At 62.5% G+C, this 24,947-nt stretch carries 25 protein-coding genes; 13 read left to right on the top strand and 12 right to left on the bottom strand.

What is annotated here, in order from left to right:
* Positions 1-2: 2 nt before the first annotated feature.
* The 7 genes from NK8_RS24960 to NK8_RS24990 form a co-directional block, all read right to left on the bottom strand.
* Positions 3-2,057: a hybrid sensor histidine kinase/response regulator gene (locus NK8_RS24960; RefSeq protein ID WP_213230839.1), complete on the bottom strand. Its 2,055-nt coding sequence runs from the start codon at positions 2,055-2,057 to the stop codon at positions 3-5.
* Positions 2,050-3,564 (bottom strand): ATPase domain-containing protein, encoded by a 1,515-nt coding sequence (locus NK8_RS24965; protein ID WP_213230841.1) that lies wholly within the window; start codon positions 3,562-3,564, stop codon positions 2,050-2,052. The genes NK8_RS24960 and NK8_RS24965 overlap by 8 nt, the downstream gene beginning before the upstream one ends.
* A gap of 75 nt (positions 3,565-3,639) precedes the next feature.
* Positions 3,640-3,960 carry a type II toxin-antitoxin system RelE/ParE family toxin gene (locus tag NK8_RS24970; protein ID WP_213230844.1) on the bottom strand — a complete coding sequence of 107 codons (321 nt, stop codon included), beginning with the start codon at positions 3,958-3,960 and terminating at the stop codon, positions 3,640-3,642.
* Positions 3,948-4,232, bottom strand: coding sequence for a CopG family ribbon-helix-helix protein (locus NK8_RS24975; protein WP_061178258.1), 285 nt, complete (start codon positions 4,230-4,232; stop codon positions 3,948-3,950). The genes NK8_RS24970 and NK8_RS24975 overlap by 13 nt, the downstream gene beginning before the upstream one ends.
* Positions 4,233-4,396: 164 nt before the next feature.
* The gene (locus NK8_RS24980) at positions 4,397-4,645 is read right to left on the bottom strand and encodes a pentapeptide MXKDX repeat protein (protein WP_162068732.1); all 249 of its coding nucleotides are present in this window, start codon (positions 4,643-4,645) and stop codon (positions 4,397-4,399) included.
* A 66-nt stretch (positions 4,646-4,711) separates the two neighbouring features.
* On the bottom strand, positions 4,712-5,488 hold the full coding sequence (locus tag NK8_RS24985) for a molybdopterin-dependent oxidoreductase (protein WP_213230846.1): 777 nt from the start codon (positions 5,486-5,488) through the stop codon (positions 4,712-4,714).
* Between the two features lie 20 nt (positions 5,489-5,508).
* Positions 5,509-6,147, bottom strand: a complete 639-nt coding sequence (locus NK8_RS24990) for a cytochrome b/b6 domain-containing protein (protein WP_213230847.1) — start codon at positions 6,145-6,147, stop codon at positions 5,509-5,511.
* A 293-nt stretch (positions 6,148-6,440) separates the two neighbouring features.
* Here NK8_RS24990 and NK8_RS24995 point away from each other — a divergent pair, with 293 nt between their 5' ends.
* From NK8_RS24995 to NK8_RS25010, 4 genes are all read left to right on the top strand, one after another.
* Positions 6,441-6,989 (top strand): sigma-70 family RNA polymerase sigma factor, encoded by a 549-nt coding sequence (locus tag NK8_RS24995; RefSeq protein ID WP_162069166.1) that lies wholly within the window; start codon positions 6,441-6,443, stop codon positions 6,987-6,989.
* Positions 6,986-7,627 (top strand): DUF1109 domain-containing protein, encoded by a 642-nt coding sequence (locus NK8_RS25000; RefSeq protein ID WP_213230849.1) that lies wholly within the window; start codon positions 6,986-6,988, stop codon positions 7,625-7,627. Before NK8_RS24995 ends, NK8_RS25000 begins: the two co-directional genes overlap by 4 nt.
* 805 nt (positions 7,628-8,432) lie before the next feature.
* Entirely contained in the window at positions 8,433-9,893 is a 1,461-nt protein-coding gene (locus NK8_RS25005) for a transporter substrate-binding domain-containing protein (RefSeq protein WP_225936413.1), read from the top strand.
* Positions 9,894-9,938: 45 nt separating this feature from the next.
* Positions 9,939-10,703 carry a hypothetical protein gene (locus tag NK8_RS25010; protein ID WP_162068737.1) on the top strand — a complete coding sequence of 255 codons (765 nt, stop codon included), beginning with the start codon at positions 9,939-9,941 and terminating at the stop codon, positions 10,701-10,703.
* Positions 10,704-10,721: 18 nt separating this feature from the next.
* Here NK8_RS25010 and NK8_RS25015 read toward each other — a convergent pair whose 3' ends face one another.
* Positions 10,722-11,264: a carbonic anhydrase gene (locus NK8_RS25015; protein WP_213230852.1), complete on the bottom strand. Its 543-nt coding sequence runs from the start codon at positions 11,262-11,264 to the stop codon at positions 10,722-10,724.
* A 36-nt stretch (positions 11,265-11,300) separates the two neighbouring features.
* Positions 11,301-12,275, bottom strand: a complete 975-nt coding sequence (locus NK8_RS25020; RefSeq protein WP_213230853.1) for a nitrilase-related carbon-nitrogen hydrolase — start codon at positions 12,273-12,275, stop codon at positions 11,301-11,303.
* A 134-nt stretch (positions 12,276-12,409) separates the two neighbouring features.
* Between NK8_RS25020 and NK8_RS25025 the strand changes: the two genes are divergently transcribed.
* Positions 12,410-13,369: a GlxA family transcriptional regulator gene (locus NK8_RS25025; protein WP_213230854.1), complete on the top strand. Its 960-nt coding sequence runs from the start codon at positions 12,410-12,412 to the stop codon at positions 13,367-13,369.
* A 75-nt stretch (positions 13,370-13,444) separates the two neighbouring features.
* Here the strand turns inward: NK8_RS25025 and NK8_RS25030 are convergent, their stop codons facing one another.
* A complete protein-coding gene (locus tag NK8_RS25030; RefSeq protein WP_162068741.1) occupies positions 13,445-14,131 on the bottom strand; it encodes a TetR/AcrR family transcriptional regulator in 687 nt (228 codons plus the stop codon).
* 176 nt (positions 14,132-14,307) lie between these two features.
* Between NK8_RS25030 and NK8_RS25035 the strand changes: the two genes are divergently transcribed.
* From NK8_RS25035 to NK8_RS25055, 5 genes are all read left to right on the top strand, one after another.
* On the top strand, positions 14,308-15,156 hold the full coding sequence (locus NK8_RS25035; RefSeq protein ID WP_213230856.1) for a fumarylacetoacetate hydrolase family protein: 849 nt from the start codon (positions 14,308-14,310) through the stop codon (positions 15,154-15,156).
* A 58-nt stretch (positions 15,157-15,214) separates the two neighbouring features.
* Positions 15,215-16,153: a VOC family protein gene (locus NK8_RS25040; RefSeq protein WP_213230858.1), complete on the top strand. Its 939-nt coding sequence runs from the start codon at positions 15,215-15,217 to the stop codon at positions 16,151-16,153.
* 90 nt (positions 16,154-16,243) lie between these two features.
* Complete coding sequence (locus NK8_RS25045) at positions 16,244-17,860, top strand: bifunctional 3-(3-hydroxy-phenyl)propionate/3-hydroxycinnamic acid hydroxylase (protein ID WP_213230861.1); 1,617 nt, start codon at positions 16,244-16,246, stop codon at positions 17,858-17,860.
* A 28-nt stretch (positions 17,861-17,888) separates the two neighbouring features.
* On the top strand, positions 17,889-18,989 hold the full coding sequence (locus NK8_RS25050; RefSeq protein WP_213230863.1) for a porin: 1,101 nt from the start codon (positions 17,889-17,891) through the stop codon (positions 18,987-18,989).
* 30 nt (positions 18,990-19,019) lie between these two features.
* A complete protein-coding gene (locus NK8_RS25055; RefSeq protein ID WP_213230866.1) occupies positions 19,020-20,273 on the top strand; it encodes an MFS transporter in 1,254 nt (417 codons plus the stop codon).
* A gap of 16 nt (positions 20,274-20,289) precedes the next feature.
* On the opposite strand, the gene NK8_RS25060 is transcribed toward NK8_RS25055, so the two are convergent.
* Together NK8_RS25060 and NK8_RS25065 are read right to left on the bottom strand one after the other, a co-directional pair.
* Positions 20,290-21,135, bottom strand: coding sequence for a DUF3667 domain-containing protein (locus NK8_RS25060; protein ID WP_213230867.1), 846 nt, complete (start codon positions 21,133-21,135; stop codon positions 20,290-20,292).
* 41 nt (positions 21,136-21,176) lie between these two features.
* Entirely contained in the window at positions 21,177-22,916 is a 1,740-nt protein-coding gene (locus tag NK8_RS25065) for a sigma-54-dependent Fis family transcriptional regulator (protein ID WP_213231558.1), read from the bottom strand.
* A gap of 442 nt (positions 22,917-23,358) precedes the next feature.
* On the opposite strand from NK8_RS25065, the gene NK8_RS25070 reads away from it, so the two are divergent.
* Genes NK8_RS25070 through NK8_RS25080 form a run of 3 tightly spaced genes read left to right on the top strand, consistent with a single transcriptional unit; the run spans position 23,359 to position 24,924 of the window.
* Complete coding sequence (locus tag NK8_RS25070; protein ID WP_162068748.1) at positions 23,359-23,628, top strand: phenol hydroxylase subunit; 270 nt, start codon at positions 23,359-23,361, stop codon at positions 23,626-23,628.
* Between the two features lie 23 nt (positions 23,629-23,651).
* Positions 23,652-24,659, top strand: a complete 1,008-nt coding sequence (locus tag NK8_RS25075) for an aromatic/alkene monooxygenase hydroxylase subunit beta (protein WP_213230869.1) — start codon at positions 23,652-23,654, stop codon at positions 24,657-24,659.
* Positions 24,652-24,924, top strand: coding sequence for an MmoB/DmpM family protein (locus NK8_RS25080; RefSeq protein WP_213230871.1), 273 nt, complete (start codon positions 24,652-24,654; stop codon positions 24,922-24,924). The genes NK8_RS25075 and NK8_RS25080 overlap by 8 nt, the downstream gene beginning before the upstream one ends.
* Positions 24,925-24,947 lie beyond the last annotated feature (23 nt).

Consider the following 24,947-nt stretch of genomic DNA (forward strand, 5'->3'; position numbering starts at 1 on the left):
CATCAACCAGCCTGATGATGCAGCGCCTTGCGAATCTCCGCGACTAGCTGATTCTGCAAATACGGCTTGCGTATGCGGGGAATGTTGCTGTCGGCGCCCTCGGGTAGCTCGGCGTATCCGGTCGCGAGGATGACCGGCAGGTCCGGCCTGAGGGCGCGCGCCGCGTGAGCCAGTTCGAGGCCCGTCATGCGCGGCATGGAATAGTCGGTGAGGATGAGATCGACGCGCTTGCCGTTCTTCAGGACTTCGAGGGCAGCCGCTCCCGAACCGACTTCGACCACCTCATGCCCGAGATCTTCGAGCAGATAGGCGGTACTTGTCGCAATGAGCGGATCGTCGTCGACGACGAGAATGGTTGCGCGCGCCTGCACTTCATCGTCCTGTCGTTCAATGAGGGCAGGCGCATCCTTCTCAATGCTCACGACAACTTCACTCACAGGCAACCATAGCGACGCCCGCGTGCCGCATCCGGGGCTGCTTTCGAGCCGCAACGAGCCGTTCAACTGTTGCGCAAGCCCGTGAATCATCGATAAGCCCAGGCCCGTACCCTTGCCGATTTCCTTCGTCGTGAAGAACGGTTCGGTCGCGCGCGCGAGCGTGGCCGCGTCCATCCCCGTGCCGGTATCGCTCACCGTGACGCGAACATAGCTTCCCGCGCGCAACTCTTTCGATCCCGATGACTGCGCCGTGTCTACGCTGATCGTGAGCGTTCCGCCATCGGGCATCGCATCGCGGGCGTTGACCACCAGATTGAGAATGGCGAGCTCGACCTGATTGGCGTCGAGCATCGTGGGCGGGGACGCGGGACCGACTTCGATGACAAGTTCGATCGCAGAGCCAATCGAGCGTTCGAGCAGATCCGACATGCCCGCGATCAGCGACGACATCAAAACCGGCTCGACCTTCAGTTCCTGCTGGCGGGCAAAGGCCAGCAGTCGCTGCGTGAGCGCCGCGCCGCGTTGCGCGCCGCCGAACGCGCCGTCGATGAGTCGCAGCATCCGCGAGTCCGCCAGCACTTCTTTACGCGCCAGTTCCAGATTCGCGATGATCGCCATCAGCAGGTTGTTGAAGTCGTGCGCGATGCCGCCCGACAGTTGACCCACCATCTCCAGCTTCTGGATGTGTCGCAACAGCTCTTCGGTCTGTTCTCGTTGGCGAATTTCATCCAGGACCTTCTGGTGGGTCTTTTGAAGTTCGGCTGTGCGCTCGGCGACTTTCGCTTCGAGCGATTCATTGAGTCGCCGGAGTCCGTCCTCGGCCGTCTTGCGCGCCGTGATGTCCGACGAAACACCGACGAGGCGGTCGGGCTTCACGGCGTCGCCGGACAGAAACCTCGCCCGGATATCGACCCAGTGAACGGTGCGATCCGGCCAGACGTTTCGATATTCGATGGTGTAGTCGCAGCGCGTTTCCAGGCTCGCCTTGACCGCAGCCTGCATTCGATCGCGGTCTTCAGGGTGAATGCTGGACAGTAGCGTCTCGTAGGTGAACGGCGCGTGCGCAGCGTGACCGAAGATGGCCTTGCAGGTTGCGGACGCAGTGAGCACCCCAGTCGACAGGTCGAGATCCCATGAACCCAGATGACCCGCGGTCAGCGCGGTCTGCAGGCGCGCTTCGCCTTCGTGCAACTGTTCGATACGCAAGCGGGCTTCGTACTGCCGGTGGCGTCCGCGAACGGCGGTGCCGACCACGCTGGCGAACGTGGTCGGGTGAAACGGCCGCTCGATGAAAGTCACGTTGCCCAATGTTCTGGCGAGGCGTCCTTCGGGCGCGCGGTCCGCCACACCTGCGCGCCGCGTCAGCACGATGAATGGCAGATCCGACCAGGCCGGCTGCGCGCCGATCCACTCGGAGAGCGTCTTGAGATCAGCAGCGACGAGTACTTCTTCGGTGACGATGACACAGCACGTGTCGTCTCCCACCAGCGACGACAAATGACCGACGTCGCGGCACACCTGCGATGCGACATTGACCTCCCTGAGCATCGCCGCGGCGATACTGGCGTCGCGTCCCGCGGGCGCAAGTATCAAGGTCGTACACGAATCGACGTCAGACATCGCTCCCGCCGCCTTCGTTCGCAGTCAGCAAGGGACCCGCATTGCCGACGAAGGTCGGCACGCCGCGCAATACGCCTTGAAACTCGGTCAATGGTTTGCCCACCTTGAGCCCGGTATCGCAGATGCGGAACTCGCGGATGGCTTCTTCGTGACGGCCGGTGCGCTTCTTGATGACCGACACCGCGCGTCGAACCCGGCCCAATGCCTCGAAATAGCGCAGCAGGATGACGGTATCGGCAAGGTAAGTGACGTCGACGGGCGCCTTCATGTCGCCGACGAGGCCATGCTGCGCGACGGTGAGAAACGTATTGGCGCCCTGCCGGTTCAGGTACTGCAGCAACTCGTGCACATGCAGGATCAGCGCGTTTTCCTGCGGCATTGCCGCCTGATAGCCGTTGAGGCTGTCGATCACGATCGTCTTCGCCTGCGCCATATCGACTCGCGCGCGCACGCGATGCGCGAACTCGCCGGGCGACAACTCTGCCGCATCGACCTGCTCGATCTGCAGATTGCCGGCATCGCGCAATGCTTCGAGGTCGAAGCCCATCCCGCGCACGCGGTCGAACAGGAGTCCCAGTTCTTCGTCGAACACGAACAAGGCGGCTTTTTCCCCGCGCGTCACGGCTGCGACGATGAACTGCAGCGCAAAGAGGCTCTTGCCCGTGCCCGCCGGCCCGAGGATGAGTGTGCTGGACCCTTGCTCGATGCCGCCGCCCAGCAACGCATCCAGTCCTTCGACATTGCTTTTCACCTGGCGGCGTACGAACTTGGTGTAATGCTCGCTGGAAACGAGACGCGGAAACACCGACACGCCACCTTTCTTGATGGTGAAGTCGTGAAACCCGCCACGATAGGCTTGCCCTCGATACTTGGACACCTTGAGCCTGCGCCGCTCGGCGCCGTATTCCGGCGACAACTCTTCGAGCTTGATGACGCCGTGCGCCACGCTGTGCACGGTCTTGTCCGCCGCGTCCGAGGTCAGATCGTCGAGCAGCAGAACCGTCGCGCCATGCCGCGAAAAGTAGTGTTTGAACGCCAGGATCTGACGGCGATAGCGCAGCGAGCTTTGCGCCAGCAAGCGGATTTCGGAGAGACTGTCGATCACGACGCGCTGCGGTTTGATCCGCTCGAATTCGCCGAGGATCAGCCGCGTCGTTTCACCCAGTTCGAGGTCAGATGAATACAGCAGACTTTGCTGCTGATCCGCTTCCATCAGACTTTCCGGCGGAACGACTTCGAAGATGGCGATGCCATTGCCGAGCTGCCAGCCGTGCGAAGCCGCGCCGTGCCGCAGTTCCTTCTCGGTCTCCGACAAGGTGATGTACAGGCCCCGCTCGCCGGCGTCGGCACCCGCCATGAGAAAACGGATCGCGATCGTCGTCTTGCCGGTTCCCGGGTCGCCTTCGAGAAGGAACAGATTCCCTTGCGTGAGGCCGCCTACGAGGACATTGTCGAGTCCGGGCACGCCAGTCTGTGCGAAAGGAAGCGAGTCATTGCCAGCGTTCATCGAGCGCTCCGGTCGGTTCTTGATCACGCGTGAAAGGGTGCGCCGCGAACGGCTCTGGCTGCGGCTTCGATTATTTCACGCCTCGGGATCGTTGGACGCTCGTCGGTAGCGCAATTCACGCTGGCTTCGAATCGCCACGACGAACACCGCGTCCAGTTCCGGCATGAAGCGGTACAGTGCCAGATAGCCGTGAGCGCCGTTCGAGATGACCAGTTCGCGCATGCCCGACTGGTTATCGACCGTGCGGCCGATCATCGGGCTCGATTGGAGAATGTCGAGCGCGGACACGATCTCTCCGATGCGCTCGACTGCACGCTCGGGCGTGTGCTCGAAGAGAAACTCGAAGATGCGATCGAAATCCTCGCGAAGCTCCGGCGCGAGGATTACGCGCGCCATCGCCTGGCCTGGGGCGCCGCCGGATTATCGCCCGCTGCGCGCTCGCGCAGGTAGTCGCGCATATCGGCCCAGTCGAGACCTTCGCCCGTTTGGAGCATCTTCGCGAGACGTGCGTTCCCCTCGTCGAGAAACGCTTGTCGCAATTCTTCGTTCGCGACGCGCTCCGCGATCGCGTCCAGCATGAAACTGTGCGCCGTGGTGCCGGACTGCTGGGCGAGCCGGGAGACACGGTCGCGCAGATCCGGTGGCAAGCGAAGCGTGGTGGTCGACATGGCAGGCTCTCTTTGTGCTACAGATGTGCTACATCTTACGCGGACTCGCGCAGATTGCAAGCAGTAGCGGCTAGCTCATGTTCGACGTTTCGATAACTTTATGATTTTATTGAAATTTCAAGATCCGGGCGCACTCTCGCGCCCGGATCGGGTCTCCTTGCGCGTTACTGGGACATCGCGCCCGATGCCGGATGGTCCATGCCCATCGCATCGTTTTTCTTCATCTTGTCGCCTTTGCTCATCTTGTCGTGCGACATCGCGCCCTTGCTCATCTTGTCGTGGGACATGCTGTCCTTTTTCATCGAGTCGTGCGACATCGCGTCATTCGACATCGCGCCGCTCGCCTGCGCGAAGACGCTCGTCGCGCCCATCGTCAGTGCCGCCGCGAGTACTGCCGTCATCAATCGTTTCATAGCGCTTCTCCTTGGTGAGTCAGACATGGCATCCGGACGATCCGGAACCGGTGGATGGCGCGGGGCTCAGGAGCCGCCGAACCAGTTGTATCCCTGGTCGACCCAATAGCCGCCCGGATACGTGTTGGTGACAAAAATCTCGACGATATGCTTCGGGTTCTTGTAGCCGAGCTTGGTCGGCATGCGCAGCTTCATCGGATAGCCGTATTTCGCGGGCAGGCGCTCGCCGTCGTATTCGAACGTGAGCAGCGTCTGCGGATGCAGGGCCGTCGGCATGTCGATGCTTTCGTAGTAGTCGTCGGCGCAGCGAAAGCCCACGTACTTCGCCGTCGTATCCGCGCCCACGCGCCGCAGGAATTCGGAGAACGGCGTGCCGCCCCAGCGGCCGATCGCGCTCCAGCCTTCGACGCAGATATGCCGGGTGATCTGCTCCGCGTGCGGCAGCGCGTACAGCTGCGGCAGCGTCCAGACGCGCTGCCCCGTCACGAGACCGCTCACCTTCAGGCGATAGTCGTCGCCATTGACTGCCGGGACATCGTCGATTCCGTAGAACGCGTTGAAGGGAAACGGCCGCGTGAGCTGTGCCTCGGTGTAAGTGGGCGCGAGCTGTTTCGGATCGAAGAGCAGCGCCTGCGCGCGATCGTTCAGGCGCGATACGGCGGTGAGAAACTTGTTGACCGAATCGTCATCAGTGATCGAGCAGCCCGTCAGCAGCGCGAGTCCGCCTAGCGTCAGCATGCGCTTGCCGAACAGGCGCCGCGAAGGCATCTCCAGTTCGCGGCGCGCATCCGCTAGAACGGAGGCGCGATCCACCGCGATGATTCGTTTGTCGTCGGTTTTCATGGCGTGTGTCCCGGAGTTCATCAGCGACCGCGCAGCATCGTCAGCAGCGAGCGCGGCACGAGCGCGACCATCGCCACATGCACGACGACGAACGCCGCCATCACCGCCATCGCGCAGAAGTGCACAATGCGCGCGTTGTCGTAGCCGCCCATCAGTTCGCGCAGCAACGGAAACTGCACCGACTTCCAGATCGCGAGTCCCGAGAGCACGAGCACGAAGAGATCGACGACGATCGCGAGATACGCGAGCTTCTGCACCGCGTTGTACTGGCGCAGATCGGCGTGCGAGAGCTTGCCGCTCAATGCGGCGATGAAATCGCGCAACACGGCGCGCGGCGACAGCGGGAAGAACTTCGAGGCGAAGCGCCCGCTCGCGACATTCAGCGCGACATAGACGATGCCGTTGAACACCAGCAGCCACATAGCGGCGAAGTGCCACTGCAGCGCGCCGCCGAGCCAGCCGCCGAGCGTGATCGACGGCGGAATGACGATCTGGCGGAATACGGGCGACGCGTCGTAGATGCGCCAGCCGGAGAACATCATGATCAGCGCGGCGAATGCGTTGAGCCAGTGCGTGATGCGCAGCCAGACCGGGTGAACCGGCGCATCGCGGGATGCGCGTTCGGGCGCGGCGGCAATCGGTGCTTTCAGCGTTTTCATGTCGGTCAACTCAAGCGTTGGTTACCGGTTAATTCGTCGCGGACGCGTCGCCGGTTACAGCCGTTGCATCGAATCCGCGTCGTCATGGGTCAGTTCGCTGGCCGCCCGCGAAAAGTTACAGGTCGCGCTGTAACGTGCGACGGTGAAACGGCGAACTAACACAGGACAGGAGGCGAACGACGACCATGGATCAGGACGGCGCTATTGCGGCGCATCACGGCTTCGGCTACGCTGAAACGCTCGATCCGACGCGCGGCGGACTGCTCGCCCGTTACACCGTACCCACAGGAACCATGTCGCAAGATGCGGAAAGCCGGCTGAAAGCGCTGTTCGTCGGCGGACTCGATGGCGACCCGAACGCGTATCGCAGCTTCCTGCAGGCGCTCACGCGGCATTTGCGCGGCTACCTGCGCAAGCGCCTGGCGCGTCGTCCCGATGACGTCGAAGACCTCGTCCAGGAAATCCTTCTGGCGGTGCATAACGCGCGTCACACCTATCGCGCGGATGAGCCTCTGACGGCCTGGCTGCACGCGATCGCCCGCTACAAGCTGATGGACTTTTTCCGCGCCCATGCGCGCCGCGAGTCGCTGAACGTGCCGCTCGACGATCACGAGGAACTGCTCGCCGCCATCGACGACGAACCCGCACAGGCGCGCCACGATGTCGGCAAGCTGCTGGAGCATCTGCCGGACAAACAACGCCTGCCCATCATCCACATGAAACTCGAAGGTCTTTCGGTGACGGAGACCGCGCGGGTCACGGGTCTTTCGGAATCGGCCGTGAAAGTGGGCGTGCATCGCGGTCTCAAGGCACTCGCCGCCAAAATCCGGGGACTTCGATGAAGACCGATGAACTGATCACCCTCCTTTCGAATCAGGTGACGCGGGTCGACCGCGCGGCGGTTTCGCGCCGGTTCGTACAGGCGCTGTTGCTCGGGGCTGCGGGCTCGCTGATTCTGATGAGCATCGTGTTCGGCGTGCGGCACGATCTCGGCGTTGTCGCGCAAACGAGTCTCTTCTGGGCGAAGCTGGCGTTTCCGCTGGCCATCGCGGTGGGCGCGATGGTCACCATCGGCCGGATCGGCAGGCCGGGGGCGCGCGTGGGATATTCGTGGGCGATCGTCGCGGCGCCGTTCGCGGCGGTCTGGATTGCCGGCTGGCTAGTGCTCGACGGGACGGATTCCGCGGCGCGCTGGGCGCTCGTGCTGGGGCGGACGTGGCGCACCTGCCCGTTCAACATCCTGCTGCTGTCGGTGCCCACGTTCCCAGCGGCGATCTGGGCCATGCGGTCCCTTGCGCCGACTCGGCTGCGGCTTGCGGGCGCTATCGCCGGATTGCTCGCGAGTTCGACGGCGACGATCGTCTATTGCCTGCATTGCCCTGAAATGAGCCCGGCGTTCTGGGGCGTGTGGTATGCGATCGGCATGGCGCTGCCGGCGCTCGTCGGGGCGTGGCTGGGACCGCGGCTTCTGCGCTGGTAGCCCGGTTTCGGCGAAAGCGCCGTGACACGGTTCTGGCTTTCGCCGGATCCCGTTAGCGTGTCGGTCTGTTGGCGTTGCCCCTGTGCGGGGCGGCAGTCACTTTCTTTGCTGCTGCAAAGAAAGTAACCAAAGAAACAGCTATCCCCATCCAAAGTGCTTCACGCTGGCCGCGGCACAGGCGATCGATTTTGGCACGGCAGTAGCGAGTGCCCTCGTAGGCCACATCGGCCGTGGACCGCGCACGGTCTGTCGCATCGCGCCATAGAACACACTGGTTCAGCACCAAATGGCTCCGGCCCGCTGCGCGGCCGACTGGTCAATCGGGTCTGCACGTGCCTTCTTGCTAACACCTCCATCTCACTGTATTGGTGTTCCGTTGATTTCCCTTGCACACCCCACGGCAGCGCGTAGCGCTGTGCCGGAACTCTTTCGTGCTGAACCTGCACCCCAAAAGTTATGGCTCGTCAGACCGTGCGCGGTCCAAGCCCGGCTAGGCCTACGAGGGCACTCGCTACGGAGTGCCACGAACGAGGAGAAGAACACTCAAATTGCGTGTGACCGTGGGCGGCTCGAGCTGCTTTCTTTGGTTACTTTCTTTGCAGCAGCAAAGAAAGTGACTGCCGCCCCGCACAGGGGCAACGCTAATAAACCGACACGCCAACGGGATCCAGCGAAAACAAAAGCCTGCGAATCGCTGACCTATGATTGGTTAGTAGTCGGCCAAGCTCGGCACTCGTCAACATTCGGGGGACGCGTCGTCATGAAAGCAGATCGTCGATTCATCGCTGCACTCGTTTGCATCCTGATGGCGCTCGAAGGCGCGCGAGCGGCATCGCCGCAGCCCGCCTCCGGCGCCATGCCGGCCTCGGCGAGCAAGACCATGCCGCCCGCTGCAGTGCGTCAACTGAACCTGATGGTCAAGCCATGGACCGGCGACTTCGACGCCATGCTGGAGCGGCGCACGATCCGCTTTCTCGTCCCGTACAGCCGAACGCTCTATTTCAACGACAAGGGCCGCGAGCGCGGCCTGTCGGCTGAACTCGCGCGCGACTTCGAACGCTATATCAACAAGCGCTATGCCGATCGGCTCGGCAAACGGCCCGTCACGGTCTATCTGATTCCGACCACCCGCGACAAGCTTCTGACGAACCTGGTGGCCGGCCTCGGCGACATCTCCGCGGGCAATCTGACTGCGACGCCCGAACGGCAGAAAATCGTCGACTTCGTGGCGCCGAGCGACCGCCAGTCCGTGCGCGAAGTGGTCGTCACGGGCCCGAAGGCGCCGCCGCTCGCCACCCTGGACGACCTTGCGGGCAAGCAGGTCGACGTACGCAAGGCAACGAGCTACTACGACAGCCTGATGTCGCTCAACGACCGGTTCCGTGCAGCGGGAAAGCCCCCGATGCAGATCACCTTGCTGCCGGATGCGCTCGAAGACGAAGACAAGCTCGAGATGCTGAACGCGGGCGTGCTCGATATCGTGATCGTCGATGACTGGAAAGCGAAAATGTGGGCGCAGGTGCTGCCCCGCATCAAGGTGCGCGACGATCTCGCCGTTCGCACCGAGGGCTACGTCGGCTGGGCGTTCCGCAAGGACAGTCCACAACTCAAGGCGGCGGTCACCGACTTCTACGTGAGCTACGTGAAAAAGCTGGGCGTGGCGGCCTATCGCCAGGCCCAGTTCATGAAACAGATCAAGCAGATCTCCAACAACACCGACGACGCGGAACGCAAGCGCTTCGAGCAGACCCTCGCCCTGTTCGACAGGTACGGCAAACAGTACAGCTTCGATCCGCTGATGCTGGCCGCGCAGGGTTATCAGGAATCGCAGCTCAACCAGACTGCGCGCAGTCATGTCGGCGCGATCGGCATCATGCAGATCATGCCCGCCACCGGCAAGCAGATGGCGGTCGGCAGCATCTCCGTCACCGAGGCCAATATTCACGCGGGTGCGAAATACATGGATCAATTGATGACCCGCTATTTCTCCGATGCACACTTCAGCGACAGCGACCGGCCGCTCTTCGCGTTTGCGAGCTACAACGCCGGGCCCGGCAATATCGCCAAGATGCGCAAGGAAGCCGCCGCCCGCGGGCTCGATCCCGACAAGTGGTTCAACAATGTGGAGATCGTCGTGGCCGAGAAGATCGGCATCGAAACCACGACTTACGTGCGCAACATCTATAAATACTACGCAGCGTACAAGCTGATCGCCGACGCTCAGACAACCAAGGCGAAGGCAATGCAGAATATGCAGTCGCCGTGAGCGCGCGGTACGAAGCGGTGGACCGAACTTCAAAGGAGGCCAGGCATGGCGCAACTCGCGAGTCATCCGTTTACTGTCTTTGTCGTGTCGATCGTGATGATGTCGTTTGCCGCGTGGCTCGGCGCATCGGTCCTGCGTCGCGCCAAACCACTCGATGATGAAGCTCGCGACGACTTCGGCGTCGTGCAGTCCGCCGTGCTCACGCTGCTCGCGCTGGTGATCGGCTTCAGTCTGTCGATGGCGGTCGGCCGTTACGATCAGCGCAAGAACTTCGAGGAAGAAGAAGCCAACGCCATCGGCACCGAGTTCATTCGCGCCGACCTCTTGCCGGGCCCGGCCGCCGCCGATGTGCGCGCGCTCCTCGTCAAATATATCGACCAGCGCATTCAGTACTATCAGGTGCACGATGCGCAGCAACTCACGCAGATCGACGCCGCCACCACGCAGCTGGAGACCCAGCTCTGGGCGGCGGCCACGGCCGATGCCGCAGCGCTGCCGAACCCGCTCACGGCGCTCGTCGTCGCCGGCATGAACGATGTGATCAACACTCAGGGCTACACGCAGGCTGCGTGGAGGAATCGCATCCCGAGTGCCGCGTGGGCGTTGTTGATGGTTATCGGCCTGTTCGCCAACCTCCTCGTCGGCTACGGCGTACGAACTGCGACCGCGACACGCCGCTTTCTTCTGATCATGCCGATGGTGGTGTCGCTGTCGTTCATGCTGATCGCCGATATCGACAGTCCGCGCAACGGCATCATCCGCGTGGCGCCGCAAAATCTGATCAGCACGGCGCAATCGTTGCGACCCTGATCGACCGCGTCGGGTCTTCTAATCCGCCGGCGCGCGCAAAGGCGCAGCGGGAACGACGGTCTTGACGAGTCCGGTCTTGACGTCATACACCAGCCCCGACACGATCAGACCGTCCGGCAAATTCCTGTTCGCCCTGAGCGCGGCAACGTCCAGCGCGACCGCCTCGTATGGGTTGGTGATCGCGAGATCGGCGAGTGCGTCGGTTTCGACGTCGAGATGGTTCGCCAGCAAGGCCGGCGCATGCGCATGACAGCCGATGATCCCGCAATCGGTATGCTGAAGCAGCACGAGATTGCGCGCGCCGTCCGGGCGTCCGGCCGCCTTCGCGACGACAGCCAGGATGGCCAGCGTTTCGAGCAGCGGCTTGTTGAGCCGGCCACCGACATTGCGGATCACCGCCGCTTCGCCTTGCTTCAGCCCCAGCACGCTCGCCGGATCGACCCGCGGATCGACGCAGCCGACGACCACCGTTCCCGTCGACGGCATCATCTTGAGTTCGGCCGAAAACGCGCTGTTGGCGAACGCCGCGTTGCGCTCGAGCATGACATCGTTGAAGTCCATTGCACTCACTCCAGGTTCGTGGGCACGTAGCCCGGTTCAGGCGGAGACTTCCAGGTTCACGGCCGGCACATGCAGCGTTCGTTCGATGACATGTGTCTTCGGCGCGCGATCGATCACGAGTCCGAGCACGTCCGGGCGGCTGTAGTGGCCGCGGGAATCCATCATGCGTTTGCGCTTGTCGATCTGCCAGAAGTCGAGATCCGCGATGATCTCGCCCTCTCCTTCACGCAAGGGCGCTCCGCCCATGAACTCTCCGTCCGGCGACACGATCGCAGTGAAGCAGCCACTCGAGATCGGGCCGATCTGCGTGGTGTTGGTATCCCGCAGAATCTGCTGTTGCTGCTCAGGGTTGAGCCATGCCGTTGCGTTCACGACGAAAGCTCCCGCTTCGAGCGCGTGCTGACGAATGTTGACGGAGATCTGCTCCGAGAAGAGATCGCCCGCGAATGAGCCCGGATACATCGCGGAATGGATTTCCTCGCCGTCAGCCATCAACGCGTAGCGCGCGAGCGGGTTGTAGTGCTCCCAGCACGCAAGCTGACCGACCCGGCCCACGGCCGTATCGATCGCGCGCAAGCCCGAGCCGTCGCCCATTCCCCAGACCATTCGCTCATGATAAGTCGGCGATAGCTTGCGACGGCGCTGCACCAGCGTGCCATCCGCATCGAACAGCAACTGGGTGTTGTAGAGCGTGCGGCCGTCGCGTTCGTTGACGCCGATCGACACCACCATGCCGGCCTGACGCGCGGCTTCACCGATCGCATCGGTCGTATCCGACGGAACCGTCACGGCCTGTTCGAGGAGCTTGTAATGCTCGGCCCCCATGGCGAACGGCGATTCGATAAACGAGAAATACGGGTAGTAAGGAACGATCGTTTCGGGGAAAGTCGCGAACTGCATGCCCTGCTTTCCGAGTTCCAGAATCTTGCGGACAACTTTTTCGACGGTACCTTCGCGGCTATAAAGAACGGGCGATATCTGGACGGCTGCGGCGCGGATGATTTTCGACATGTCGTCGTTTCCTGGCGGAGAAAGAAGTGCTTGTACCTTAGCTCCGCATGCCACTAGCATGTAGGTCGTTGTTGCCACCATTTGCGCCATCGGCCGCACGGGGGAATCGACTCGCGCGCCTGGCAGGAGCAGGTATGCATCAGATCGGCTTCATCGTGCCGCAGAGATTCCAGCTCATGAGCCTCGCGGCGCTCACGGCATTCGAACTCGCGAACATGCCGCCACGAGGTCCGTGCTACGAGATTCATCTGCTGTCGCCGCAGGGCGGCCCGCTCGAATCGTCGAGCGGAATGACGCTGCAAACCAGGGCATTCGGAGAGCCGGCATTCGATACGGTCATCGTGGGCTCGATCACGGAGCTCAGGATTCCTCCATTCGATCCGGCCTTGATCGCGTTCGTGAAGGAAGCCGCGAAAGCATCGCGACGCGTGGCTTCCATCTGCAGTGGCGCATTCGTGCTTGCCGAAGCGGGACTGCTGAATGGCCGGCGCGCGACCATGCATTGGGCGCACGCGTCCGAGTTCAGGGCACGCTTCCCGGATGTCGTAACGGAAGAAGACCGGATCTTCATCAATGACGGACCGATATGGACATCGGCGGGCATGACGGCCGGGATCGATCTCGCCCTGGCTCTGCTCGATAACGACCTCGGACCCGATGCCGCCAAACTGGTGGCCCGCCTTCTCGTCATGAACCAGCGGCGGCTGGGCGGACAAAAGCAGCACTCGGCCTTGCTCGATATGACGCCGAAGTCGGACCGGATCGAGTCGGTGCTCGGACACATACGACGCAACCTGCGCAATCCGCTCAGCATCGAGGAACTCGCGGACGTGGCCAATCTCAGCCCCCGGCAGTTCAGCCGCGCGTTTCTGGCGGAAACGGGTCAGTCTCCGGCGAAGGCTGTCGAACAGCTTCGGCTGGAAGCCGCGAGATTCATGATCGAGCAAGGCCGCCATACGATCAACGTGGTCGCGCAGGAGACGGGCTTCGCGGACAGGGAGCGCATGCGCCGCGCGTTTGTGCGGACGTATGGCGTGCCCGCCGATGTCCTGAGAAGGAACGCGCGTCGGGAGAGCGCGGTTTCGGTCGAATGACAATCTCGACAGGACGATAACGATGTGTCGGAGCGTGTCAGAAACTATTTTTCAGGGATGCCAAGTTTCCACGCATCACCCCGCCAACGCACCGACCCGCTCGAAGATAGCACCGCGTGGCGCCGGTGGCTCGGCGATCGGCGCATAGGCGAGCTTGCGCGCTTCCTTCGCGCCGATGCCAAAGGCACGCATCAGCGCGAACATCGACTGCTCGGCGTAATCGGCGGGCGCATCGGCGGATAAAAGCGTTTCGATGCCGTACATGATCGAGCCAAGCGCGATATCGCGCGCGACGACCAGATCGGTCACGTCGAAGCGACCCGCATCCAGCGCCAGTTGCAGATCCCGCGTGAGGTACTCGTCGAGCAGGCGGCCGCGCGATCCCCGCTTCGTTCCCACCCGCGTAATGAACGCGCCCCACAGCGGATAGCGCGCCGCCATCCCCATGTAAAGACGCGAACCCACCACCACGCGTTGCGCCGGATCATCGATCGCGCGCACGAGCGGGTCGAGGATCGCGAGCACTTCATCGCTGCTTTCGCCCGCCACAGCCGACAGCAGTTCCGCGGTCGTGCGGAAGTAGTTGTAGAACGTCCCGCGCGCGACCCCCGCCGCGGCAATGAAATCGTCGATCGTCGGGGCATCCGCGCCCTTTTCCGCGAACACACCCAGCGCGCTTTCGATGAGACGGATGCGCGTCTTCTCCCGCCGCTGCGCTCCCACGCGGGTTCGGTGATTTTCGGTCGATTCTGTGTCTTCCATGGGCTATCCCGTTGATCTGGCTTGATTTTAGCAGCGCGTGCCGCGTGCGGGTTTGTCCTGAGTCGATTCATATTGACGATATTGTCAATATGCATAGAATTGGAACTGACACATTCGTCAATATGAGATTCACGCAAACCCGAGGCGTCGTGCCTTCGGGTCCACAGGAGGCAGATATGCGTTTCGTCAGTTTCGAAAAGAATGGCAAGGCAACCCTCGGCGTACGGGATGGCGATCACGTGCGCGTCGTCGGTGACGAGACACTGGAGTCGCTTCTCGCGCGCGGCGTTCGTCTCGATGAGTACGCCGCAACCCACGCGACGGAAGACAAGGTGCCTGCCGCCGGCCTGAAATACCTTCCGCCGCTGCAGAAACCGCCCAAGATTGTTTGCGTCGGTCTGAACTACGCCGACCACACCAAGGAAAGCAAGTACGAACAGCCCGACTACCCGACCCTGTTCCTGCGCGTCAACACCAGTCTGGTCGCGCACGAGCAACCGATGATCCGCCCAGGCGTCGGCGATTCGGCAGGCCTCGATTACGAAGGCGAAGTCGCGGTCGTGCTGGGCAAGGGCGGCCGTCACATCGCGAAAGAAGACGCGCTCTCGCATGTCGCGGGTTATGCGCTCTTCAACGATGGTTCCGTGCGCGAGTATCAGTTCAAGACGCCGCAGTGGACCGTCGGCAAGAATTTCGATGGCACGGGCGCATTCGGTCCCGATCTCGTCACCGCCGACGAACTGCCCGCCGGAGCGAAAGGCCTGTTGCTGGAGACGCGCGTGAACGGCGAAGTGGTCCAGTCGGCGAGCACCGACGACATGGTCTTCGACGTCGCGACGCTCATCAGTGTCATCAGCGAAGCCATCACCCTCGAAGCGGGCGATGTGATCGTGTCCGGCACGCCGTCGGGCATCGGCTGGGCGCGCACGCCGCGCCTTCTGATGAAAGCGGGCGACGTGTGCGAAGTGTCGGTCGAGAAAATCGGCACCCTGCGCAATGTCATCGCCGACGAAGCAGCGCGTTGATACCTCATCCACGAAGCCGGCCGCAGAGCCGGCGCTCATCGGACATGGAGACACGGTCATGAGCGACCCAGCCGTAGCATCCGCATGCGCAAGTGTTCACTCGATCGATCACTTTGCGCTCAACGTTCCCTCGCTCGCCGATGCAGAGCGATTCTTCAGCGCGTTCGGCCTCGATGTGACCGCGACAGCCGAAGCAATCGAGTTGCGCGCAGCCGACGGGCATCGCTGGGCGCGCATGCTCCCCGCGTCGGCAAAGTCGCTGGCGTATCTGAGTTTCAATTGCTTCGAAAACGATTTCGCGGCGATCCGCGAACAGGTTGAGGCGACAGGCGCGGACCTGATCGCATCGCCCGATCAAGGCTTCTGGTTCCGCGATCCGGACGGCAACCTGATTCAGGTCAAGGTCGGCCCGAAGACGACGCCATCCGGGAAGCAACCGTGCGTCGTCGCATCGAGTCACGCGGACGAGCGCGGCGCGCACACGCGTTCAGCCGCGCAAACCGTGCGGCCACGACGTCTCTCGCATGTGCTGCTGTTCTCGCCCGACGTTCTCCGTGCACTGGAGTTCTATGGCAAGGCACTCGGTCTGCGTCTGTCGGACAAGTCGCTCGACATCATCGCATTCACGCATGCGCCGCATGGCAGCGACCACCATCTGCTCGCGTTCGCCAAAAGCAGCGCGCGCGGCTGGCATCACGCGGCGTGGGACGTCGATGACGTGAACCTCGTCGGCCAAGGCGCCTCGCAGATGGCCGCGGCCGGCTTCACGAAGGGCTGGGGCACGGGCAGACACGTACTGGGTTCGAACTATTTCCACTACGTGCAGGACCCGTGGGGCTCGTTCTGCGAGTACTCCGCCGACATCGATTTCGTGTCTGCCGGCCAGACATGGCCCGCTGGCGACTTCGCGCCGGAAGACTCGCTCTATCTGTGGGGCCCGCCGGTCCCCGACGACTTCATCCATAACACCGAAGCAGGCGTCGTTTCACAAGACTGATCGCTTCACACCCATTGCATCGATTCGATGGCTGCCGGACTCATCCGGCGCCAGGGCACAACTCGCTCATTTTTCAGCAGGTGAACCGAAATGACAGATCAAACCATCCTCGACGTCGCGATTGTCGGATACGGACCGGTCGGGCAATCTCTTTCCATTCTTCTCGGAGAGCGCGGCTATCACGTGGCGGTCTTCGACCGCTGGCCTTCGCTGTATCCGCTTCCGCGTGCCGTCTTTCACGATCACGAGATCCGCCGCGTGTTTCATGCAATGGATCTTGGACAAGAGGTCCAGCGCATCTCGCAACCGTCCTCCAAATACCAGTGGTTCAACGCGGACTGGAAAACGCTCGTCGAGATCGACTGGTCCGCGGAATCGATCAGCGATGGGCCGGTGGGCTACCTTTTCAATCAGCCGTCGCTCGAAGCGCTGCTCGACAGCAAGGCCAAGTCAATACCGAATGTCTCGGTGCAACAGGGCTGGGAAGCGACCGGATTGCGGCAGTTGTCCGACTGCTGCGAACTGACCCTGCGCCGCGGCGCGATGGACGGCGCGATCTGGCAGCCGACCGGCGAGACGCAGACGGTGCGCGCGCGCTATGTCGTCGGGGCGGACGGGGCGAACAGCTTCGTTCGAAAGTCGCAAGGCATCGAGTTCGACGATCTCGGCTTTCAGGAAGACTGGCTCGTCATCGATCTGCAGCCGAACGATGGCGTGAAGCTCGACGTGCCCGACATCGGCCAGTGGTGCAATCCTGCGCGCCCGACGACGATGGTGCCGGGCGGCCCCGGCTACCGTCGCTGGGAGTTCATGCGTCTGCCGCACGAATCGATCGAAGACCTGCAAAAGCCGGAGAAAGTGTGGGAGCTGCTGTCGCCCTGGGTGACGCCGGAGAACGCGACGCTCGTGCGCCATGCCGTCTACAAGTTTCGCTCGCTGATCGCAAGAAACTGGCATAGCGGCCGCGTGGTGCTCGCTGGCGACGCTGCGCATCAAATGCCGCCGTTCATGGGGCAGGGCATGTGCTCCGGTATCCGCGACGCATGGAATCTCGCCTGGCGCTTCGACCTGATCCTGAAGGGCCTGGCTTCGGACCGGGTGCTCGAAGGCTATACGCCCGAACGTCGGCCGCAGGTGCGTGCCGTGATCGATGCGTCCATCGCGATGGGTCAGCTCGTGTGCATCTCCGACAAGGACGAAGCGGCCCGCCGCGACGAAGCGTATCTCGCAGGCGATGTGCCCGCGCTTGCGCCCTTCCCCGGCCTGACCGATGGCCTGATCTGCAAGGACCCCGCATTCGCCTGCGAGAGCGTGGCTGGCCTGCTGAGCGTTCACGGTCAGGTGAAGAACCTGGGCGAGGCAACCCGCTACGACGACACCATGCCCAACGGCTTTCACGTGATCGCGCTCGACGCGCATCCGAACCGGTACCTCGACGCGCAGGACAAGGCGGCGCTGGCGGCCATCGGCGGGCATTCGATCGGCATCACGAGCGACGCCGACAAAGCCGTCAAGGATCGCGTGCTGTTCGATGTCAGCGGCAAATACAAGCGGTTCTTCGACGAACACGGTGTCAAGGCCATCGTCGTGCGTCCCGACTACTACATCTTCGGCGGCGTGAAGACGCTCGAACAACTGCCGGCGTTGTTGAGCGATCTCGTGTCGCGGCTTTCGATCGACGAACACACGGAAGCGGCTCTTTCCTGAATCGAATAAGAACTGACTGGAGGAGAACATGAGAAAGACACTGTGCGCACTGGCTGTTGCATGCGCGCTCACGCCGCACGCTCACGCGCAAAGCAGCGTAACGCTGTTCGGCATTCTCGACGTCGGCGTGAGCTATGTGAGCAACGAGAACGGCAGCCACAATTTCAAGGCCGACGACTCGATCTGGACGCCCAGCCTCTGGGGCATGCGCGGCGTCGAAGATCTGGGCGGCGGTTACAAGGCCGTGTTCGAGCTCGCGTCGCAGTTCTCGGTGAACAGCGGCGCAGGCATCCCGGGACCGAACGCCGACTTCAACCGGCAGGCTTTCGTCGGGCTGTCGAAGGACGACATCGGAAGCATTACGTTCGGTCAGCAATACAACCTGATGGCGGATTTCCTTTTCTTTCCGCCTGCGAAACTGGACGGAGCCTTCACCTATGGCGGCCTCTACAACATGCGGCAGGGTCCGTTCGCCGCGCTCGGCATTCCCCAGAATCCCACCGGCTCGTTCGACTTCGATCAGACCGGCGGTACGTCGCGCGTGTCGAACTCGATCAAGCTCGTATCGGCCACTTTCGCGGGTTTGAGGCTCGGCGCGCTGTACGGCTTCGGCAATACGCCCGGTTCGTTTTCCGCGAACAACACGATTGGATTCGGCGTGAACTATGCGATCGGCGGCTTCGGCATCGCGGCGGCTTACAACGAAACGAAATACGCGGCACTGAACGACGGTCACGACGGGATTCGCAACTTCGGAGGCGGTCTCAGCCAGACCATCGGTGACGTGTATCTCAATGCGCTCTACACGAATACGCGCAATACGCTGACGGGAGGCGTCGTGCAGGCGGTTCAGGTCGGAGGGCTGTACACGTTCATGCCGGATATCCGTTTCGGCGCGAACTATCAGTACATGAAGGGCAACGCGCAGCTGAGCCACAACAGGGCACAGCAGGTCACCAGCGTCGCGCAGTATCTCCTGTCCAAGCGCACCACGTTGTACGCCGAAGCCGTCTACCAGTGGACGGGCGGCGATGTCGAAGGCGGACATAACGCCTGGATCAACGGTGCGGGACAGTCGAGCACCACGCATCAAATCATCGGCCGCCTCGGCCTGCAGACTATTTTCTGACACGCGCTTATCAATCTGGAGATTGCAAACATGGAATACAACACCGGTTCGAGGTGGGATACCGCCTATGAGTGGAAAGCCGTGGCCTTGCTGTCGCTGGGCTTTGGACTGGTCGGCATCGACCGGTTCATGATCATGCCGCTCTTTCCCGTCATGATGACGGAACTGCATCTCGACTATCAGGACCTCGGACACATCACCGGCGCGCTCGCCGTCGCGTGGGGCGTGTCGGCGATGTTCATGGGCAACCTGTCCGACCGCACGGGCCATCGCAAGGTCATCATTCCGGCGATCATCGCGTTCTCGCTGCTGGCGGGCCTGAGCGGTCTCGCGACGGGCGTCGCTTCCCTGATTCTGATTCGCGCGGTGATGGGCTTAGCCGAGGGCGCGTACACGCCTGCCAGCATCATCGCGACGCTCGACGCATCGAAGCCGACGCGCCACGGGCGCAATATCGGCATTCAGCAGATGGCGTTGCCGCTCTTCGGTCTGGGCATCGCGCCGATCCTCGTGACACAGTTGCTCAAAGTCTTGCCGTGGCACTGGATTTTCGCAGTCGTGTCGATTCCAGGTTTGCTGGTTGCTTACCTGATGTTCAAGGTGCTGCGCGACACGAAGGCTTCATCCGCTGCACAGCACACCGCCACACACGACGCCACCAGCCACAAGTGGACCGACGTCTTTCGCTACCGCAACATCTCTTTGAACATCGTCGGCATGCTGTGCTGGCTCACGTGCCTCGTCGTGCTGAGCGCGCTTTTCCCCAGCTATCTGATCGACTATCTTCATCTGAGCATGCAGCAGATGGGTTATGTGCTCTCGGCAATCGGTTTCGGCGGCACGCTCGGCACGCTCGTCATGCCCGCTCTCTCCGACAAGCTCGGCAGAAAGCCGGTCATGATCTTCTCCGTGATCGGCGCGGCGCTCTTTCTCCTTCTTCTCATGCGGACCGGTGCGAATCCGACGTTGCTGTTTACTTACCTTACGCTCACGCTGCTGTTCGTCTTCAGCATGATCACCCTGACGGTGGGGCCGTTGAGTGCGGAATCGGTGCCGGCGAAACTGATGTCGACGGCTTCGGGTCTGGTGGTCGGCATCGGAGAAGTGTTCGGTGGTGGACTCGCACCGGCGATCGCGGGTTATATCGCGAAGCACTTCGGCATTCAGTACATCATGCATCTCGGGCTCGCCGCGCTCGCGATCGGACTTGTCGTCGCGCTCTGCCTGAAAGAGACGGCACCGGCTCGGAAGCGCGTGCAGGCACCAGCCGTCGCATTGGACTGATGCACGATTTTCACCGTTACGTCGTATAAAGCGTGACCAGAAAGATGGTGAATCGATAGCCAAGAACGATCAGACCCGCCACCAGCGCCAATGCCACGGCCTGAACGACTCTTGCTTTACCGCGCGAGCCGAAGACGGGTTTGATCGCAAGAAAGATATAGCCTCCGCAGAAGCAGAGATTGACGACCGACAGAAGGTTGTCGATGAATGGCGAACTGAGTCCGAGTCCGCCCAGGCGAATATCGATAGCCGCGACGGCTAGCGCGAGCGAGAACACCAATAGCAGGAACGCGTAGAGATGGAGAGAGAAATAGACAAAGGTGACGAACGGTTTGCGCGAACGGAGAAAGATCATCCGCAACGACAAAGTGAACGGAACCACCATGAGAATGATCAGCGACTTGGCATTGAGCACCGCCGCACGATCGAACGTTGCCGTGTACTGCGCCACGTCCGTCCGCAATCTCGCGACGCGCTCCGCCGCCAGCGAGCGCGCCAGCGGACTCCAGTCCTGATGATAGAGATGAGACTCCAGCGTCGAGCCGAACACCTGCGTGTCGGTCAGGGACTGCAACGCGAAAAAGAACGCATTTGCGACCAGGAACAACTGGAACGGCGGCACGAAAGGCATGCGCTTTCCATTCAGATGCGCGACCGTCAGCTCGCCTGGATGACGCAGCAGAACCCAGAACGTACGCAGCAGTCGTCCGTCGATGCTCGTCGCCGCGTGCAGGACCTTCGCGCCGATCCCGCGCAACGTCAGATCGGGAGGCCGAAGCGGGCTTTCGCCGCACATCGGGCAAAAAGGTGTGGTGACATGATGGGCACACGTCGGACATATCCAGGGTTCGGTCGCAGGCATGATGTCCTCCATTGGACCGGTCGTACACCTACCCTTCATCGCTAGAGGCGCAATCCCCGGCTCTTGAGACGGTACACCAGTTGCGGCCGTGTGATGCCGAGCGTGCGCGCCGCCGCCGACAGATTGCCGTCGGCGCGCTGCACCGCGCTCCTGAGCAACGCGGTTTCGATGTCGTCGAGCGATGTAGGCTCGACATCGCCGCCGATTCCCAGCAGCAGGCTGTTGACCTTGCGCGTAACGCGCTCGACCTCGTCGCCACCCGCATCGTCCGCGCGTGCCGACAACGCGTGCGACGCCATCAGCGACCCATCGTCGCCGATGCCGAACGTCTCCGTCACGATGCTCTCGCCGCTCGTGAAGAGATGGCCGATATCGATCGCACCGCCGTCGTTGGCGAGAATCACGCCCCGCTCCACGATGTTCTCCAGCTCGCGGATATTCCCCGGCCAGCCGTAGTTCAGCAGTGCATCGAGTGCGCGCGGCGTGAAGCCGGTGACATCGCGCTCGTGCCGCTCGCGATATCTGCGCAGCATGTGATTGAGCAGGACCGGCAAATCCTCGCGGCGCTCGCGCAGTGAAGGCACGCGAATCGGGAACACGTTCAGCCGGAAGTACAGGTCCTCGCGAAAGCGCCCCGCGCGGATTTCATCGCGCAGATCGAGGTTCGTCGCGGCGACCACGCGCACATCGACGCGCTTCGTCTCCGTACCGCCCACGCGCTCGATCTCGCCCTCCTGCAGCGCACGCAGCAGCTTGCCTTGCGCGGTCATGCTGAGTATGCCGATCTCGTCGAGAAACAGCGTGCCGCCGTGCGCGCGCTCGAAGCGTCCGGGGCGGCTTTGCGTGGCATCGGTATAGCCGCCCTTGTCCACGCCGAAGAGTTCGGATTCGACCAGCGCCTCGGGAATCGCCGCGCAGTTCACCGCGACGAACGGGCCGTCGCCGCGCGCGCTGATCCGGTGCAGCGTGCGCGCGCACACTTCCTTGCCGACGCCGCTCTCGCCGAGGAACAGCACCGTCGCGCGGGTGCCCGCGACACGCTTGATCATGTGGCATACCGCGTTGAAGCCCGGCGATGCGCCGACCATGTTCACGTCGCCGAACGCGCCTTCGCTCGTCGCGCCCGATGCGGACAGTCCTTTGGTGAACGTCTGCGCCTGCATGAATCGCAGATCGTCGGCGGCTTCCTCGCCCCATTCCTCCACCGGCTTGCCGATGATGCGGCAATGCGGCTGGCCGAGCGCACGGCATTCCACTTCGCGGTAGAGAATCGGTCTTCCCATGAACACGCTCGTGTAACCGGCCGCATAGCCGAGCTGCGTCCAGCACACCGGCTCCGCGCCGATGCCGTAGATGCGTACGTGCTCCTCATCCTCCGCACAGTTTTTCCAGATGAATTCACCGTAGTACTGGCCGCGCTCGACATCGATCTCGAGGCGCACCGGCTCGACCATGGTCATGCCTTCGAGCATGTGCAATTGCGGCCCGACCGCGAACATTTCCGTGATGGTGTTCTCGGGGCGAACACGCCGCGCGAGCTCGGCATCGCGCGCGCCGGAGTTATAGCCCATGCGCGTGAGCAATCCGCGCGCGGCATCGATGCCGAGACTCTCGATCAACTCGCGGCGCATCGTGCCCATCGCGCCGGTATGCACGAGCAGCATGCGTTGTTCGTCGAGCCAGATGCGCCCGTCGCCGGGAGAGAAGTGCAGGCGCGACATCAGATCGGCGATGTCGGGATAGCGAAGACTGTCGACGGGACCGCCCTTGGGCGCCACCATCGACAGGCCTTCCTGCTCGTTCGAAGGCGCTTTCTCGCGGCGTGGCATTGCGCGTGTCTCCTGCCGTGGGGATGTTTTCATGGCACCACGATAGGCGATGTGCGCGTGCCGCGCAATGCCGTGGCGTCGTCATCACGCGCGGTACTAGTGTGATCCCTGATGCGGATTTGATCGAATCGCCGCGCGGCGAATCACGCGCTTTTCGAGCATTTCATCAACTCGATTCCGTTCGTGGTCGCACGCCGCCGCGTGCCCGCGCAGACACGGCAATGCCGCGAAAGCCGCGCCCCATGCGGCTATCGCCGCGATCGCGGCCGCCGATCCTTTCGCCTGCAACGATCGACTGGCATGCCTGTTGCCTTATAGGGAGCGCACACCGGTTCTAGATCAAATCGTTCATCGATCCAGGCCGGCGGCGAACACAAGACCCAAGGAGACAGCGATGCAATTGCCCGCCTATGCGCGGCCACCGCGCGCATTCGACATCACCCGGCGCTTCGTGCGCTTCAGGGAGCAGCGCGACGATGGCTTCGTCGAGTTCGACTTCTCTATCGGCGATCCGGCGCTGAGCGTCGAGCTGGTGATGCCGCTGCGCGAATACCAGTCGTTCTGCCGCGCGAATCGCGTGATCCATCTGACACGCGACGAAGGCGCGCAGCTCGATCTTGATCAGTCGAAGTGGCGTTACGGACAGCCCGGACTCTCTGAATGATTTCCGAACCGAAGGAGTGACGAATGCAGATCGACATCAAGACTTCAGCAGTCGAGCAGGTGCGGCAGACCTTCTCGCATGTCGCGCGCCGGCTCGGCGCGGACAAGCCCGCGTCGCGTTATCAGGAAGCGACATTCGACCTTCAGCCCGAGGTCAATTTTCATTATCGCCCGCTGTGGCAGCCGGAGTTCGAGCTGTACGACAAAGGCCGCACGGCAATCGTGATGAACGACTGGTATGCGTTCAAGGACCCGCGCCAGTACTACTACGGCGCGTACACGACCACGCGTGCGAAGCAGCAGGAGACGATGGAGAAGAACCTCGAGTTCGTCGCGAAGCGCCGTCTGCTCACCGATCTCTCCGACGAAGCAAAGGCGCATATCGCCACGCTCATGGTGCCGCTGCGTCACGTCGAATGGGCGGCGAACACCAACAACTGCTTCGTGACCGCTTACGGCTGGGGCACGGCCATCACGCAGGCGACGATGTTCCATTGCATGGACCGGCTCGGCATCGCGCAGTATCTGTCGCGCATCGGGCTTGCGCTCGACGGCAATCAGGGCACGTCGCTCGTGGAAGGCAAGCAACGCTGGCTCGACGATCCGATGTGGCAGGGACTGCGCCGCGTCGTCGAAGACACGATGGTCGTGAAGGACTGGTTCGAAACCTTCGTCGCGCAGAACGTCGTGCTCGATGGCCTGCTCTATCCGCTCGTGTACCGGCACATCGATGAGCGCATCGCGCGTCTGCACGGTCCCGGACTCGGCATGCTCAACGAGTTCGCGAGCGCATGGTTCGACGAGACGAGCCGCTGGGTCGACGCGACCATCAAGACCGCCGCCGCGCAATCGCCGGCCAACGCTGCCTTGCTCGCGCAATGGACCACGAAGTGGCGCGGCGCGGTGCTCGACGCGTTGAAGCCGCTCGCCATCGTTGGTCTCGATGACGACGCGCATCACGCGCTCGAAGCGATCGCGCAGGCGTTCGACGCGCGCATGGCGAAACAGGGCGTGGAGGTGAGCCATGGCTGATTCCGTATTCATCGCGTTGCAGGCCAACGACGATTCGCGGCCGATCATCGAAGCGATCGAAGCGGACAACCCGCACGCTGTCGTCAGTCATTTTCCGGCGATGGTCAAGATCGACGCGGTCGGCAGGCTCGTGATCAGGCGCGAGTCGATCGAAGCGATCGTCGGCCGCGACTTCGACCTGCGCGAACTGCAACTGAATCTGATCTCGCTCGGCGGCAACATCGACGAAACCGACGACGAATTCATCCTCGAATGGACAGCCTGAGCGGCGACTTAAGGACTAAAGGA

Origin of the sequence: Caballeronia sp. NK8, assembly GCF_018408855.1 — a bacterium.
Classification (GTDB): domain Bacteria; phylum Pseudomonadota; class Gammaproteobacteria; order Burkholderiales; family Burkholderiaceae; genus Caballeronia.

Coding starts and splice junctions, on each gene's coding strand:
- NK8_RS25045 (WP_213230861.1), top strand. CDS start 16,244: ATGACAGATCAAACCATCCTCGACGTCGCGATTGTCGGATACGGACCG.
- NK8_RS25030 (WP_162068741.1), bottom strand. CDS start 14,131: ATGGAAGACACAGAATCGACCGAAAATCACCGAACCCGCGTGGGAGCG.
- NK8_RS24960 (WP_213230839.1), bottom strand. CDS start 2,057: ATGTCTGACGTCGATTCGTGTACGACCTTGATACTTGCGCCCGCGGGA.
- NK8_RS24965 (WP_213230841.1), bottom strand. CDS start 3,564: ATGAACGCTGGCAATGACTCGCTTCCTTTCGCACAGACTGGCGTGCCC.
- NK8_RS25070 (WP_162068748.1), top strand. CDS start 23,359: ATGCAATTGCCCGCCTATGCGCGGCCACCGCGCGCATTCGACATCACC.
- NK8_RS25065 (WP_213231558.1), bottom strand. CDS start 22,916: ATGGTGGCGCCCAAGGGCGGTCCCGTCGACAGTCTTCGCTATCCCGAC.
- NK8_RS24970 (WP_213230844.1), bottom strand. CDS start 3,960: ATGGCGCGCGTAATCCTCGCGCCGGAGCTTCGCGAGGATTTCGATCGC.
- NK8_RS25055 (WP_213230866.1), top strand. CDS start 19,020: ATGGAATACAACACCGGTTCGAGGTGGGATACCGCCTATGAGTGGAAA.
- NK8_RS25050 (WP_213230863.1), top strand. CDS start 17,889: ATGAGAAAGACACTGTGCGCACTGGCTGTTGCATGCGCGCTCACGCCG.
- NK8_RS25025 (WP_213230854.1), top strand. CDS start 12,410: ATGCATCAGATCGGCTTCATCGTGCCGCAGAGATTCCAGCTCATGAGC.
- NK8_RS25035 (WP_213230856.1), top strand. CDS start 14,308: ATGCGTTTCGTCAGTTTCGAAAAGAATGGCAAGGCAACCCTCGGCGTA.
- NK8_RS25080 (WP_213230871.1), top strand. CDS start 24,652: ATGGCTGATTCCGTATTCATCGCGTTGCAGGCCAACGACGATTCGCGG.
- NK8_RS25020 (WP_213230853.1), bottom strand. CDS start 12,275: ATGTCGAAAATCATCCGCGCCGCAGCCGTCCAGATATCGCCCGTTCTT.
- NK8_RS24995 (WP_162069166.1), top strand. CDS start 6,441: ATGTCGCAAGATGCGGAAAGCCGGCTGAAAGCGCTGTTCGTCGGCGGA.
- NK8_RS25005 (WP_225936413.1), top strand. CDS start 8,433: ATGGCGCTCGAAGGCGCGCGAGCGGCATCGCCGCAGCCCGCCTCCGGC.
- NK8_RS24985 (WP_213230846.1), bottom strand. CDS start 5,488: ATGAAAACCGACGACAAACGAATCATCGCGGTGGATCGCGCCTCCGTT.
- NK8_RS24975 (WP_061178258.1), bottom strand. CDS start 4,232: ATGTCGACCACCACGCTTCGCTTGCCACCGGATCTGCGCGACCGTGTC.
- NK8_RS24980 (WP_162068732.1), bottom strand. CDS start 4,645: ATGAAACGATTGATGACGGCAGTACTCGCGGCGGCACTGACGATGGGC.
- NK8_RS25000 (WP_213230849.1), top strand. CDS start 6,986: ATGAAGACCGATGAACTGATCACCCTCCTTTCGAATCAGGTGACGCGG.
- NK8_RS25040 (WP_213230858.1), top strand. CDS start 15,215: ATGAGCGACCCAGCCGTAGCATCCGCATGCGCAAGTGTTCACTCGATC.
- NK8_RS25075 (WP_213230869.1), top strand. CDS start 23,652: ATGCAGATCGACATCAAGACTTCAGCAGTCGAGCAGGTGCGGCAGACC.
- NK8_RS25015 (WP_213230852.1), bottom strand. CDS start 11,264: ATGGACTTCAACGATGTCATGCTCGAGCGCAACGCGGCGTTCGCCAAC.
- NK8_RS24990 (WP_213230847.1), bottom strand. CDS start 6,147: ATGAAAACGCTGAAAGCACCGATTGCCGCCGCGCCCGAACGCGCATCC.
- NK8_RS25010 (WP_162068737.1), top strand. CDS start 9,939: ATGGCGCAACTCGCGAGTCATCCGTTTACTGTCTTTGTCGTGTCGATC.
- NK8_RS25060 (WP_213230867.1), bottom strand. CDS start 21,135: ATGCCTGCGACCGAACCCTGGATATGTCCGACGTGTGCCCATCATGTC.